Here is a 14,457-nt window from a genome sequence, read left to right as displayed (position 1 = left end):
CCCGATCGGTGCCGATCAGTGTGGAGCGTTTGTGATCTTCGCATGACGGCCGGGGGTGGGCCGGTCGTTGACCGTCCCGCCGCCGGCCGCCCCGCCGTTGGCGGCTCCCTGGGTGCCCGCCAGCAGGTGCCGGGGGTCCGCCGCCCGCTGGATCGCCGTCTCGACCGCCGCGATCCGGTCCGCGAGCAGCCCCAGTGCGGCCACGGCCCGGGTCACCGGGTCGCCGTCCGGCCCGCCGAGTGCCTGGTTGCGGACGTAGGAACCGCTGATCGCCGCCCACCGCTCCGCCTGTTCGGCGGTGAGCGTGCCACGCAGGGCTGCCAGCTTCAGCAGGTTCGCCTCGGCGCCCGTGGTGAGCGTCTGGGCCTCGCCCGCGTAGTGGTCGTCGATGACGGCGGACAGTTCGTCGTCGTTCATCACCGGCACGATCCGCTCGGCGATCTTGTTCATGTTGCGGTACGAGCCCTGGAGCCGGAACGGCGGTTCGGTGCGGGTGGCGTCCGTCTGCGCGGCCGACGCGATGTACGCGGCGTTCACCGCGAGCACGGTGTCCCGGGCCGTGAGGAGATGGCGCAGCACCGCCAGGATGCGGTCCAACTCAGCAGCACTGTAAGGGTGTTCCAGGTGCTCGGCGCGTGCGGCCGGGTCGCTGCCGCCCGCCAGCCGCACCAGCAGCGCCAGATCGTCGCGGGAGCGGGCGGCCAGCGGGGCGAGAACCGGGTTGGCGGTCAGCGCGTTCTCCACGAAGCTCAGCGCGAAGACGTCCTCGCGGCCGCTCAGCACCTCGCCGAGGTTCCACACGTCCGCCCGGTTGGCGAGCATGTCGGGGATCCGGAACTGCTCGCCGGACTCGGTGTACGGGTTGCCCGCCATGCACACCGCGAACCGCTTGCCCCGCAGGTCGTAGCTGCGCGGTTCGCCGTCCCGCACGCCCTCGATACGGCGCGTGGCGTCGCACAACGGGATGAACTTCTGGAGCAGTTCGGGCGAGGTGTGCTGGATGTCGTCGAGGTAGAGGAGCGTGTTGCTGCCCGCCTCCAGCGCGAAGTTGATCTTCTCGATCTCCTGCCGGGCGGTGGCGCTCGGGGCCTGCTCCGGGTCGAGAGAGGTCACGTCGTGGCCCAGGTTCGGACCGCTGATCTTGACGAGGACCATGCCGAGCCGGTCCGCGACGTACTCCATCAGCGTCGTCTTGCCGTAGCCGGGCGGCGAGACGAGCAGGAGCAGACCCTGCGAGTCGGTGCGCCGGTCGGCGTCGGCGGTGCCGAGCTGCTTGGCCAGGCTGTCGCCGATCAGCGGCAGGTACACCTCGTCGAGCAGCCGGTTGCGGACGAACGCCGACATCACGCGCGGCCGGTGGTCGTCCAGCCGCAGCCGTCCGCGCTCGGCGTCCACCAGGGAGGTGCGCAGCCGCTGGTAGGCACGGAACCCGGGCACGACGTCGTCGCGGAACCCGGCGGTACGGGCGAGGAGTTCGTCGAGCCGTACGGTGAGGGCCCCGCCGCCCGCGATGCGCGGGTGATCGCCGAGGAGCCCCTCAAGTCGCTCGGTGAGCGGCGCGTCGCACGCGTACCGCTCCAGTTCCGGGCAGAGCTCCACCGCGACGGCCTCCGCCAGATCGCCGTCGCCGAGGTCCGCCCCCGTGGCCTCGGCGTACGGGGCGATCCAGCCCTCCACGAGCTGCCGGCGCGCGGCCAGGTCGTCGCCGAGGGCCGCGAGGTCGTCCCCGTACGCGTCGGGGCCCGCCGCCCGGTGGAACGCTTCCAGGAAGGTCCGGATCGGGGAACCCACGACGAACCCGGAGGGTCCGGTGGTCAGCTCCTCGAAGAGGTACGCGGCGACGGCGTGGGCCGGTGCGGAGGGGGACGGCGAGCCGATCGTCGTCGCCCACTCCTCCTGGAGCACCGCGATGGCCGGGGCCAGGCCGAAAGTGTCGCGGGCCCGGGCCAGGGAGACCGCGCGCCTGGTCCAGGAGGTGCGCCGCGCTTCCTCGGTTCCGTACGCCCAGAAGAGCTGGGCCGCCGCGCGGACGGCCGGCTCGTGGCGCAGCAGCCCGGCGCCCGGGTGCAGGCGCAGCAGGGCGGCCAGGATCGCGGTGGCGTCCTCGTCGTGGACGCCCCGGGTGTACCCCTCGTCGTATGCCTCGGCGGCCGACTCCCGCACCACCTTGGACAGTTCGGCTTCGGACAGCGCGGCCAGCCGGTCCGCCCCGTGCTCGTCGAGAAGCCGGGCGGCGAGGTGCTCGGCGCGGTAGACGGCGGCGTTCTCCGAGGGGAGCAGCTGCTCCCAGTACGGCCGGGCCGCCGAGAACGCCGGGTCGGTGACCGGGGCCCGGTAGTCCGTCCCGGTCAGCGCGAAGACGAGGCTCTCCCCGGAGGGCACGAGCGTCAGGTCGAACGGCTGGGTGTTCACCGCGAAGCGGTGGCGGCCCAGCTTGATCACGGACCCGCCGTCGGCGTACAGCTCGGTGCGGTCGCGCAGGGCGCGGCCCGCCTCCTGACGGGCCGCCTTCAGCCGCCCGTCCAGCTCCTCCGCCCGTACCGGATCGCCGAGTTCACGCAGCTCGTCGGCGGTCCGCCGGATCTTGGCGACCATCGGGTCGGAGGCGAAGTAGGTGTGGACGGCGTCGAGATCGTCGAGCGCCGCCACCCGCCGGGCGATGGTCTCCAGCACCCGGTCGGCCGACCCGGCCAGCCGCTCGGCGCGCCGCGCCCGCTCGTCCTGGAGGGTCTGCTTGCGTGCCGAGAACGCCTCGTACACCTCGGTGCGGCGCTCGGCCAGCTCGGCGAGGAAGTCGTCGAACTCCGCGAACCGCGACTCCAGGTTCTCCAACTGGAGCAGAAGCCGCGCCAGTTGATCGTCACATGCCTCCGGCGATCCGGCGGCCGCGAGCGCGCCCGTCACCGCCTGCCCGAGTAGCGCGAACTCGGCGGCGAACTCGGCCCGCCCTTCCTTCGACAGCAGCTCCCGGCGGCGCGCGTCCAGCGTGGCACGGGCCCGGTTCGCCCCGCCCAGCACCTCCGCGATCCGCTCCAGGATCGAGGTGCGCACGGTGGCGTCGCCGATGTCGAGACCGGCGACGACGTCCGTGACGGTGGCGAGACCCTCCGTCATCGCCGCCAGCCGGTCCGTCACGGCGGAGGCGTCCCGCACGGTCTCCAGCGCCCCCGCGTCGGCCACCAGCCCCGCGATGTCCGCGTGATACCCGTCGAACGCGTCCTCGCGGGCGAGGAAGGAGACGGCCCGCTGGGCGGCCGACGCGATGTCGTCCTCGGTCCTGGCCGACAGCTCCGCGATCCGCTCGACATCCGCGTACCGCATCTCGCCGACCGTCGCCAAGTGCCCGTGCGCCTGCCGCAGTTCGGTCAGCCGCTCGACCCAAGCGGACGCCGACCCGGGCACTTCGCCGCGCACCCGCCGCACGAGCGCGGTGATGCGCCCGGCGGTCTCCTCCAGCGCGTCGGCGGCCCGCCGGGTCAGATCCTGTACGGCGGTGAACTCGGCCAGCACCTGCTGTGCGGTGGCCCGCAGCTCGGCCAACGGCTCGCCGAGAGCGCCCAGTTCGGGGTCGGACAGCCAGTGGTACCGGTCCTGGGCGCGGGCGCAGTCGGCGGCGAGCTGCCCGTAGACGGCGGTCGTCGGCGTCATGTCCTGAACGCCGTGCGCGAGCGCGAGGCAGTCCGAGATCCCGCGCACCAGATCGGCGTTGCCGGTCCGGGCGAGCGGCCCGGTCCCGGCGGGCCGGGCGGCGGCGTAGGTGTCGGAGACGTACGGCGTCTGCCAGCGCTGCAACGGGTGCACGCGGGCCGGCCCGTCCGGGTTGTCCCGCAGCAGGACCAGCGTCCCGTCGTCCAGGAGCGCGTGGCCGCGCCCGGTGAGCGGGGTGGCGACCTCCTGGCGGATCAGGTTGTAGGGGAGGAGGAGACTGCGCAGGCCGTCGCGGGAACGGAAGACGTAGAGCACGTCCTCCCCGTTGGGCGAGCGGACCGCGCCCTCGAAGACCGGCTCGGTCAGCTCCTCGGCGGTGTCGAAGGTCTTCGCGGTGCCGGTGGTGAGGTAGTAGCCGCCGGGGAAGATGATCCCCTGGTCCTCGGGGAGGCGGTGGCAGGACGGCCCGATGCCGTCGAGCCGCTGGACGCTGGAGAGCAGGGAGTTGAAGACGAGATGCCGCCAGGCGGTCTCCTTGTACGGCCGCACGCGCAGCAGCGTCAGCGGCCCGACCTCCGCGTACTCGACGTCGGCGTCGGCCAGCGACTGCAACGGCTCGTCGACGGGCTCCTCGTAGATCCCGTCCGGCGACTCGGTGTCGTCGGTGACCTTGACGGTCAGGGTGCCGCCGATCGTGTCGACGAAGAGGCCGTCGCCCTTGCCGATGGCGATGTGCGGGTGGCGGCCGGGGCGGTGGGCCTCGCGCCCGGCGACGGTCCAGTCGAAGTCGTGGGATGCGGGGAACACATGGTCGCGCTCGCCCTGCGCGTCCAGGAACGCCCCGGGCGAGCCGTCCGCGCCCAGGGCCCAGCGCAGCACGCGGATGTCCTCGGCGTTCTCGCCCGTACGGAAGACGGCCAGGAGCTTGCCGCCCGCCCGGCGCAGACGGAGGAGACGGGCGTCGCGGAAGTAGCGGTGGAGGGAGGCGAACTCGCGCCGGAACCCGTCGTCGTCGAGGAGGGTGCCGCCGTTCTCGGGCGCCTCGCTGTCTCCTTCGGCGTCCCGGACGAGGAGGACGTCGTCGACCCCGGCCTCGCCCCGGGCCCCCGGCCCCCGCTCGAACCCGAACAGCAACTGCCCGCCCACGGCGACGAGGTCACGCGGGACGGAAGCGTGCTCGGTGCGCACCTGCTCGGTGGCCAGGAGCCGCAGTCCGGTCGAGCCGAACTCCTCCGTCCGGCGGGTGTTGAGCGCCTCGGCGCGCCGTACGAGCTCGCCGGCCTGCGCCGAGAGCCGTCGCCGCAGCACCTCGTAGGCACCGGCGTCCACATCGCCCTGGCCGCCGCCCTGGGGGCCCTGGGGGTCGGTTGCGGTGTCGGTGATGTCGCTGTCCATGCGTACGGCTCCCTACGTGTTTCGTGATGCGCCGGTGTACCCGGACCTCCAGCCCGTCCGGCGTTCGAGGACGGAACCTTGGGGCTGGTGGGCCTGCTTCCGGCGTGTGGGGCGGCCCGGATGTTCAGCCCGTCCGGCGCTTGAGGACGGAACCTTGGGGCTGGTGGGCCTGCTCCCGGCGTGTGGCGCGGCCCCGGAACTCCAGCCTGTCCGGCGCTTGAGGACGGAACCCCTGGCCCGGAGGGCCCGCCCTGCCGGGCGGGCCAGGCCCTGGTGCGCCCACCCCCGTGGGACGCACACCCAGACCTTCCGATCCCCCGGGCCAAGGGTTCCGTCCTCAAACGCCGGACGGGCTGTGGTGGTGCGGGCGGGTCTACCCCTTCGCCCCGGCCCCGTTCAGCGACACCGCCGCGGGAGCAACCTTCGTACCGGCCACCGAGGACACCGGCAGATCCGCGAGCCCCAGCTCCTTCGCCGCCGCCAGCAACTGCTCCACCTGGCCCGACGCCGCACCCGACGACCCCATCAGCCGCATGAGCAGCGCCGACACCGTCAGGTTCTGCACATCACCCGTGGAGACCGACCCCAGCACCCGGCTCAGGTCGTCCGTGAAGGACGACGAACCGTCCAGCCACGACCCCGCCAGGGCCTGCGCGGTCTGCGAGTTGCCGACGAACCCGTCGACCGCCTTGCCGAGCGAGACCGACGACACGAGCCGGTCGAAGAAGACGGACTCTCCGCCGACGATGTCGATGTCGGCGTTCTCCAGACCCGTCGCCAGGACCGTCGCCTGCGCCTCGGCGACCTGCCGCTGCACGTCGAGCCCCGCCAGCCGGATCTCCTTCTCCGCGTCGAGCCGCAGACGGTACTCCTCGTGCGTCCGGGACGCCTCGTCCAGCGCCGCCATCGCGGCCGCCTTCTCCGTGAGCCCCGCGGCCTCCGCCTTCAGCTTCTCGCCGATGGCGGCCGCGTCCGCGGTCGCCTGCGCCTGGGTGCCCTCCGCGTCGGCGAGCGCCTTGAGCCGCGCGCCCTCCGCCTCGGCCTTGAGCCGGGCCGCCGTTGCCTCGGCCTCCGCGAGACCGGCCTTCTCGGTGACGTCCGCCTCGGCGTCCCGCACCTGCACGGCGGCGAGCCCGGGCGCGGCCGTCTCGGCCTGGATGCCCTCCGCCAGGCGCAGCTTGGCCTGGGCGTCCAGGTCGGCCGTCTTGAGCCGTGCCTCGGCGAGCGTGAGCTGCTCGGCCGCCAGGTGCGAGGACGCGGCCTCCGCGGCCTCGGCCGCCTTGATGTCCTTGACCAGCTTCTCCTGGGCCTCCGCCTCGGCCGCGATGATGACCGACCTGCGGGCCCGCTCGGCGTCCTCGACGGCGCGCAGGGTGAGGATCGACTCCTCCTGCTCGGCGACCGTGCGGTCCACCGCGATCCGCTCCCGGATGACGTCGGCGACCTCGCGGCGCTCGGCCTCGACCTCCTTGGTGGCGGCGATCCGGTTCAGTTCGGTCTCGCGCTCGCGCCCGATGACCTCCAGCATCCGGTCCTTCTCGATGCGCTCGCTCTCGACGGCGATGACCCGCTCGCGGTTCTTCTGCGCGACGGCGATCTCCCGCGCCTGGTTCTCCCGCTGGATGCCGAGCTGCTCCTCGGTCCGGATGAACGCGGTCTGCGCGCCGAGCCGCTCCTCCTCCTGCACCCGGGCGGTGGCCGCCTCCTCGCGGGCCCGCAGGCTCTCGACCTCGCGGCGCTGCTTGATCTCCGCCTCGGCCTGCCGGCGCTCCAGCTCCAGGATCGTCTCGCGGGCGTCGACGTCCTGCCGGGTGATCTCCTTCTGCTCGGTGCGCTGGAACTCGTTGGTGCGCACGTGCTCGATCGCGGTCAGCTCGGTGATCTTCCGGATGCCCTGCGCGTCGAGGATGTTGGAGCCGTCGAGCTGCGACATCGGGGTCTGCTCGAGGAAGTCGATCGCCGCGTCGTCGAGGTGGTAGCCGTTCAGGTCGGTGCCGATGACCTGGATGATCCGGTCCCGGAACTCCTCGCGCTTGGTGTACAGGTCGACGAAGTCGAGCTGCTTGCCGACCGTCTTGAGGGCCTCGGAGAACTTCGCCGCGAAGAACTCCTGGATGGCGGCCTTGTCGCTCGCCCGCTGCGTACCGATGGACTGCGCGACCTTGATGACGTCCTCGACGGTCTTGTTGACCCGGACGAAGAAGGTGATCTGGATGTCGGCGCGGATGTTGTCCTGGCAGATCAGACCCTCGCGCCCGGCGCGGTGGATCTCGATCTTCTTCACCGAGATGTCCATCGTCTCGGCCTTGTGGAGCACGGGCAGGACGACGGCACCGGTGAAGGTGACGTCGACCTTCTTGGTCTTGGAGATGATCAGTGCCTTGCCCTGCTCGACCTTGCGGAACAGCCGGGTGATGACGAAGGCGATGGCGATGACGATGAGCAGGACAACGGCGACGAGCACGCCGATGCCCAGGGAGATGGCATCCATAGAAGAGTCCTTGGCGGCTGGTTGGTACGGAAGGGGCCCCGCGCGGTGGCGGGTGACCGGAGGTTCAGGGAGACGGCGGGACGAACGTCAGCTGTTCGGGCCCGGATCGAGCGCCGCGTCGTAGGGCGCGACCCAGAAGAACTCGCCGTCCTCGTCGTACGCGTAGAGGAGCCCGGAGCCGCCCGTGGCGAGCGGCGCGTCCTCGGCGGCCGGCCCCGGGGGACGGGAGGAGGACGGGAAGGAGTCGGCCCGGCGGACCTGCACGATGGCCGTCGACCCGTCGCGCGAGACGACCTCGGCCTGGCCGAACGTCGCGGTGACGGTGCCGGTGCGGATCGTGCAGACGCTCCCGACGAAGTCCAGCCGGGATGGCGGAGGTTGTGCCGGGAAGAACCGGCGGAAGCGGTGGACGAGGAGGCGGACGGCCGCCCAGGCGACCAGCAGCGACCCGGCGAGCACGGCGACCGCGAGCACGGCGCGGGTGGCGCTGTCGGTGCCGCTGTGGCGGAGCAGGACCGTACCGGTCAGGCTCCCGAACCAGGCGAAGACGATCAGCAGGGAGACCGAGACGGAGACCGGTACGCCGCCGAGGCCGACCGGACCGGTGTCGAGGTCGGCGTCGAAGGAGTCGTGGCCGGCGGCCCCGGCGAGCACCAGCAGCCAGAAGCAGATGATGACGACCAGAGCGGCGCCGAAGATGACAGCGGGGAATCCGATTGCCGCGCTCAGGAACTCGTCCATCGATCCCGCCCCCTGCGGTTCGGCGCGTCCGCCCTGCGGCGTGCGCCTTCGTCATCCGGTACGGGGCAGGCGAGCGGCCGGTCGACGAGCGGCCGACGGGTGCTCGGTCGGTGGGCGACCGGGCGGCGGACGGCCGGTGGTGGCCGGCCCGCGGGTGACAGGGCCCGGCTGCCGCGGCGTGGTCGTGACCTGCCGCGGCGGCCGGGTCGTTCTCCCTGCTCCCCCGTGTTTCCCCCGATTCCCCCGTGCTCCCCCGTGGTGCTTCCCCCGTGTTCTTGCTGACCAGATCCTGTCATCCGGGGCCTGCCCGACGCATTGCCGGATCCCGGCAATCTTTACGCTTTGCTAATGCCGGGCACCGGCACCGCCCCGTGTGCGTTGGGGAAATGACAGGACTGTTGCAGGGCTGAAGGAGAGTGCGTGGCCGAGCCGAGGATTCCCGAGGAAATGCTGGGCGATTATGCCCGCATTCTGGGCGAAGTCGCCCTCACCGGCCGACGCCTGACACGTAACGAACTGGAGGAACGCCGCGCGCTGGGCCGTGCTGCGGCGGACGCGGGCCACCAGTTGCGTGCCCTGGTGACGATGCATCTGGTGCAGACCCGTGAAGCCTGGCCCCAGTCCGCTGCCGGGAACTCCCAGGCCGTGACCGATGCCGTCCTGGCCGCGGTGGAGCAGGCGGTCGACGCGTTCGCCGAGGGCTTCGAGCGGGCCCAACGCCTCACCGTACGGCGGGAGGAGGCGGCGCGCCGGGAGTTCATCGACGACCTGCTCTACGGACGTAGCGACCTGGTCCGGCTCGCGGAGCGGGCGACCCGCTTCGGCCTGCGGCTCTCCCGGGCGCACGCGGTCGCGGTGGCGTCGGGCCCGGAGGCGTACACGGAGACGGACGCGGTGCCGCGCACCGTGGAGGCAGCGCTGCTGACGCGGTTCAGCGGGCGCAAGATCCTGCTGACGACGAAGGACGGCCGGATCGTCTGCATCGCGCCGGGCAGCCAGCCGGACGTCCTGCGCTACTTCGCCAAGCAGGCGCACGCGGCGACGGACGGCGGGCAGGTGGCGGTCGGCCGCCCGCACAAGGGGCCCGGCGGGGTGGTCCACAGTTACGACGAGGCGCTCGAAGCCCTCGACCTGGCGGACCGGATGGGGATGGAGGACCCCGTGCTGTACGCCTCGGACCTCATGGTCTACCCGGTGCTGACCCGGGACCGGCAGGCGATGGCCGATCTGGTGCGCAGTGAGCTGGGCCCGCTCCAGAAGGCGAGGGGCGGCGCGGAACCGCTGCTGAACACGCTGGCGGTCTACTTCGACGCGGGCTGCGTCGCCGCCGAGACCGCCCGCAGGCTGGCGCTGAGCGTCCGGGCGCTGACGTACCGCCTGGAGCGCATCCACCAGTTGACCGGGTCGGACCCGTCGGACCCGGTGCACCGCTACAGCCTGCAGACGGCTGTCATCGGCGCCCGGCTGCTGGACTGGCCGGCCAAGGAGCTGTGACACCCTGACCGGCCGGTGACGCGCGTACGGATCGCTACAGGTCGAACTCGTGCGGCGGCAGGTCGAGCGCGAAGCACGCCTCCCGCACCACGGCCTGCTCGGTCGCGTCGAAGTCGCCGTCGGCGCCGCCGATGACGATGCCGATCTGGATCACGGCACGGGCCTCGGCCGGCTTCTTCTTCGCCTTGGCGATCTCCTGGACCACACCGACCTTGCCGAGGGCGAAGTCGGCGGTGAGCTGGTCGACGTAGGCGTTGAAGCGCCGCTGGAGGTCGTCGGCGGGGAAGTTCCGCAGGACGTCGTTGGACGCGATGAGCGCCGCGACGCGCTGGCGCTCGGCCGGGTCGACGGAACCGTCGGCGGCGGCGACCAGGGCGCACATGGCCATGCTCGCGTCCCGGAACGACCCCGACTTCAGCTCGTTCTTCTTCGCCTCCAGCTGCGTCTGCATCGACGACGCGGATTCCTTGATGCGGTCCCACAGAGCCATGACATCTCCCTACGTTGCGGTGCACTGCCGGAACGCGGTCAACTCTACAGACATGTAGAGATGGACGTGCCGGGTCCGCCGAGTCCGCCGGGTACGGCGAAGCCCCCGGCGCCCATGAGTGCGTCCGGGGGCTTCGGCTTCGGCTGCGGTGCCGTGGGCCGGGGCTACTCGTGCTTGTCGCCCGCGGGCTCCGGGGTGAGGTCGTCGTGGGAGCCCAGCCGGCGCTCGGGCGCGGCCTTCGCGACGGGCTCCTTCACCAGGACGTCGCTCGTGTCCTTGCCGCCGCCGCGACGGGCCTCGATCTTCGCGGCGATGGGCTGCGTCCACCGGGCGGTGAGCGGGCCGACGATGACGAGGATCAGGACGTACGCGGTGGCGATGGGGCCGATGCGCGGTTCGGTGGCCACGGCCAGACCGGCGATGACGATGGAGAACTCGCCGCGCGCGACGAGGGTGCCGCCCGCACGCCAGCGACCGCGCGGGCCGACTCCGGCGCGGCGGGCCGCGTAGTAGCCGGTGCCGATCTTGGTGAAGGTGGTGATGATGGCCAGCAGGGCCGCGGGCAGCAGCACCGGCGGGATGTCGGCCGGGTTCGTGGAGAGTCCGAAGAAGACGAAGAACACGGCGGCGAACAGGTCCCGCAGCGGGGTGAGCAGCTTGCGGGCGCCCTCGGCGACCTCACCGGAGAGCGCGATGCCGACGAGGAACGCGCCGACGGCTGCGGACACCTGGAGCTGCTGGGCGACACCGGCGACCAGGACGGTGAGGCCGAGGACGACCAGGAGCAGCATCTCCGGGTTGTCGGAGGAGACCGCGCGGCTGATCAGGCGGCCGTGGCGGAGCGCCAGATAGAGGACGAGCCCGACGGCCCCGAGTGCGATGACGAGCGCGAGGCTGCCGCCGGCCAGGCTGACCCCGGCGAGCATGGCGGTGAGCAGCGGCAGGTAGATCGCCATCGCCAGGTCCTCCATGACGAGGACGCCGAGGATGACGGGGGTCTCGCGGTTGCCGAGCCGGCCGAGATCGGTCATGACCTTGGCGATCACCCCGGACGAGGAGATCCAGGTGACACCGGCGAGCGCGACGGCGCCCACGGGCCCCCAGCCGAGGATGAGGGCGGCGACGGCGCCCGGGATGGCGTTGAGGGCGAAGTCGACGGCACCCGACGGATACTGCGTCTTCAGACTGGTGACCAGCTCGGAAGCGCTGTACTCGAGCCCCAGCAGCAGGAGCAGCAGGATGACGCCGATCTCGGCGCCCACCATGGTGAACTCCTCGCTGGCCTTGAGCGGAATCAGTCCTCCGTGCCCGAACGCCAGCCCGGCGAGCAGGTACAGGGGGATGGGGGAGAGCCCTATCCGCCCGGCGAACCGTCCCACGAGCCCGAGCCCGAGGATGACGGCTCCCAGCTCCACCAGCAATGCAGTCGTGTCGTGCACGGTCAGCCCTCCGCAATGATCTCGGAGAGCGCGTCGACGCCCTCACGCGTACCGACGGCGACGAGTGTGTCCCCGATGGCCAGTCGAAAGTCCGGTTCCGGCGACGGGTGCGCGCTGTGGGTGCGCAGCACCGCCACGATGGACGCCCCGGTCCGGGTCCGTGCCCGGGTCTCCCCCAACAGCCGCCCGCCGTAAGGGGAGCGGGACCCGAGCGGGATGTGCTCGGTGACGAGGTCGATGCCCTCAGTCCGTACGGCGTCGATGGGCGCCGGATCGATGAGGTGCGCGAGGGCGGTGGCCTCGGTCGTCGTCAGGGGGACGGAGAGTTGGCACGAATCAGGATCGTCCTGTTCGTAGAACCCGATGAACCGGCGTCCGTCGTGGTGGACGACGACCGAGATGTGCTGTCCCGTCTCGGTCGTGAAGTCGTACTGAGCGCCCACTCCGGGCAGCGATGTACGGCGGGTTCCCATGGCTTCCTCCCGGGACGTGCGGCAGCCGGTGCGCACTTGGTGATCTCTTTATCCGGCCATTACCTTATCGGGCGGCCGAATCCGGTCCATGGGCGAGCAGCTCCAGGGCCTCGTCCCAGGGGAAGTCGGCGGTCTCACCGGACTTGGGGGTGTGCGGCGCGCGGGCACTGACCCGGACCCCCATGCTCCGCAGCCTGGCCAGGCTCTCGGCGTACGCGGGGTGCTGGGCGAGGAGGGAGTTCACGGCCGGGAGTACGGCGGTGGGGACGCCGAGTCCGTACGCCTCGCAGAGGATGCCGAGGGCCAGGGTGTCCGCGATCCCGGCCGCCCACTTGTTGACGGTGTTGAAGGTGGCGGGCGCGACGACGATGGCGTCCGGGTCCGGGAACGGCCGGGGGTCGCCGGGGGCGCGCCAGCCGGAGCGGATCGGATACCCGGTCCGCGCCTCGACGGCCGCCGCGTCGAGGAAGCCGAGCCCCTGCGGAGTGGCGACGACGCCGACGTCCCAGCCGGCGTCCTGCGCCGCGACGAAGAGCCGGTCGACGTCACGGGCGACGCCGGCCGCGCAGACGACGACGTACAGGAACGGCTTCCGGCCGGGCCGGTCGGGCTGATCGCTCAAGGACTCTCCCGTTTGATCGCTGGGGCGGTGAGGCTCAGCAGCGTACGGGGGACGGGAGGCGATAGTGGGGGAGAGGCCTGCGGACGCGTCCGGACCGATGAGTTGAGACGGCGCCCCCGGTCTACCCGAGGAGAACGTCAGGAACAGAGGAGGACGGCATGGCTCAACTGCTGCGAGTGCAGAACTTCACGGTGTCGAGCGACGGTATCGCCGCCGGTGAGAACCAGACGCTGGAGCGGCCCTTCGGCCACGTCGACCCCGGGGAACTCTTCTCCTGGGCGGGCGCCACGGCGAGCTGGCCGAACCGCACGGACCCCGGCGGGAGCCGTGGCCTGGACGACTACTTCACCCGGGACTTCACGCACAACATCGGGGCCGAGATCATGGGCCGCAACAAGTTCGGCCCGCAGCGCGGCCCGTGGGAGAACCACGAGTGGCAGGGCTGGTGGGGCGACGAACCCCCGTTCCACACGCCGGTGTTCGTGATGACGCACCACACACGCCCCTCGCTGGCCCTCTCCGACACCACGTTCCACTTCGTCGACGCCGACCCGGCGACGGTCCTGGACCGGGCACGGGAAGCGGCGGGCGGCAAGGACGTCCGGCTCGGCGGTGGAGTCACCACGATCCGCGAGTTCCTCGACGCAGGCCTGGTCGACACCCTGCACGTGGCGGTCGCCCCGGTGAAGCTGGGCACGGGCCTGCGTCTGTGGGACTCACCGGACGACCTGCGCGACCGCTACCACGTGGACGTCGTGCCGAGCCCGAGCGGCATGACGCACCATCTGTTCTGGCGAAAGTGACGTCAGGGGGCGGAGAATGCGGCGGGGGCTCCGGGAGGCGCGGGAGCGGGCGGTTCACCCGGCGGCGCGATCAGCCTTGACCAGTGCGGACGCCTTCATGGCACCGTACTTCTCGATCTCTTTCCGCCATCGCTCACGGCTCTTCACCTCCGCCTCCCCCTGGGCCTCGGTCACCGCCCGAGCCAGGTCCGCGTCACGCTGGCACGCCAGGTCATGACGGGCGAGCGCCAACTCGTCGCGCCCGACGGACCGCTGCGCGACCGGATCCTGGCCGGTCTTCTCCAGCCGCTGCTTCGTCTCGGACCGCGGTTCCGACAGCTTCCGGTACGCGTGCCCCTGCTCCGCCATGCAGTCCGCCCACGCCAGCTCCGCGTCCCGGAAGCCGGGGGTGTCCCGTACGGCGGTGACGATGTCGTTGGTGAGGGCTTCCACGAGGTAGCGCAGCTCCGTCCAGCGCTTCCCGTAGACCGTGCTGCTCGCGACCTCGACACAGGACCGGGGGTCGTAGCCGATCTTCATGCCGTCCGGAAGGGTGAGCGTGCGGTGGTTCTTCTCCTCCCCCAGCAGCGCCTTCTCCCAGGCGGAACGCTCGGCCTTCGGCAGTGAGGAGAGGTGCGGGGCGTTCGGGTCCCGCGGCCGGCCGGCCAGTTGCCCTGCGGTGATGCCGTAGCCGTCGTCCTCGGCCCAGTCGGCGTCCAGCAGTCCGTAGGGGTTCTCCGCGGCGAGCCTGCGCGGATCGGACACGGGGGCCGTGCGGTAGACGTGACCTCGCTCCCGCATGCAGGACCGGATCTCCTCCTCCTCCATCCCGCGCAGCGCGTCGGCCTGGTCCGCGGAGAAGTGGACGGCCCCTGACAACGG

General features: G+C 71.9%; 10 protein-coding genes. 2 read left to right on the top strand and 8 right to left on the bottom strand.

Annotation, left to right across the window (positions count from 1 at the left end):
* Window positions 1-15 precede the first annotated feature (15 nt).
* From IE140_RS10725 to IE140_RS10715, 3 genes are all read right to left on the bottom strand, one after another.
* The gene (locus IE140_RS10725) at window positions 16-5,043 is read right to left on the bottom strand and encodes a DNA repair ATPase (RefSeq protein WP_150196382.1); all 5,028 of its coding nucleotides are present in this window, start codon (window positions 5,041-5,043) and stop codon (window positions 16-18) included.
* Window positions 5,044-5,416: 373 nt separating this feature from the next.
* Window positions 5,417-7,534, bottom strand: a complete 2,118-nt coding sequence (locus IE140_RS10720) for a flotillin family protein (protein ID WP_150196383.1) — start codon at window positions 7,532-7,534, stop codon at window positions 5,417-5,419.
* 87 nt (window positions 7,535-7,621) lie between these two features.
* On the bottom strand, window positions 7,622-8,275 hold the full coding sequence (locus IE140_RS10715) for a hypothetical protein (protein WP_093444162.1): 654 nt from the start codon (window positions 8,273-8,275) through the stop codon (window positions 7,622-7,624).
* A gap of 420 nt (window positions 8,276-8,695) precedes the next feature.
* Between IE140_RS10715 and IE140_RS10710 the strand changes: the two genes are divergently transcribed.
* Entirely contained in the window at window positions 8,696-9,769 is a 1,074-nt protein-coding gene (locus IE140_RS10710) for a PucR family transcriptional regulator (protein WP_093444161.1), read from the top strand.
* A gap of 34 nt (window positions 9,770-9,803) precedes the next feature.
* On the opposite strand, the gene IE140_RS10705 is transcribed toward IE140_RS10710, so the two are convergent.
* From IE140_RS10705 to IE140_RS10690, 4 genes are all read right to left on the bottom strand, one after another.
* A complete protein-coding gene (locus IE140_RS10705; RefSeq protein WP_006125865.1) occupies window positions 9,804-10,259 on the bottom strand; it encodes a tellurite resistance TerB family protein in 456 nt (151 codons plus the stop codon).
* A gap of 164 nt (window positions 10,260-10,423) precedes the next feature.
* Window positions 10,424-11,698 carry a cation:proton antiporter gene (locus IE140_RS10700; protein ID WP_032776433.1) on the bottom strand — a complete coding sequence of 425 codons (1,275 nt, stop codon included), beginning with the start codon at window positions 11,696-11,698 and terminating at the stop codon, window positions 10,424-10,426.
* Between the two features lie 2 nt (window positions 11,699-11,700).
* Window positions 11,701-12,171: a cation:proton antiporter regulatory subunit gene (locus IE140_RS10695; protein ID WP_030076978.1), complete on the bottom strand. Its 471-nt coding sequence runs from the start codon at window positions 12,169-12,171 to the stop codon at window positions 11,701-11,703.
* Between the two features lie 64 nt (window positions 12,172-12,235).
* Window positions 12,236-12,793 carry a flavoprotein gene (locus IE140_RS10690; RefSeq protein ID WP_100563063.1) on the bottom strand — a complete coding sequence of 186 codons (558 nt, stop codon included), beginning with the start codon at window positions 12,791-12,793 and terminating at the stop codon, window positions 12,236-12,238.
* 158 nt (window positions 12,794-12,951) lie between these two features.
* Between IE140_RS10690 and IE140_RS10685 the strand changes: the two genes are divergently transcribed.
* Complete coding sequence (locus IE140_RS10685) at window positions 12,952-13,596, top strand: dihydrofolate reductase family protein (RefSeq protein ID WP_006125861.1); 645 nt, start codon at window positions 12,952-12,954, stop codon at window positions 13,594-13,596.
* 54 nt (window positions 13,597-13,650) lie between these two features.
* Here the strand turns inward: IE140_RS10685 and IE140_RS10680 are convergent, their stop codons facing one another.
* A complete protein-coding gene (locus IE140_RS10680) occupies window positions 13,651-14,454 on the bottom strand; it encodes a hypothetical protein (protein WP_150196384.1) in 804 nt (267 codons plus the stop codon).
* Between the last annotated feature and the right edge of the window lie 3 nt (window positions 14,455-14,457).

This window comes from Streptomyces parvus (genome assembly GCF_014648875.1).
Classification (GTDB): domain Bacteria; phylum Actinomycetota; class Actinomycetes; order Streptomycetales; family Streptomycetaceae; genus Streptomyces; species Streptomyces parvus.
This window is presented reverse-complemented; position numbering and strand designations above follow the sequence as displayed.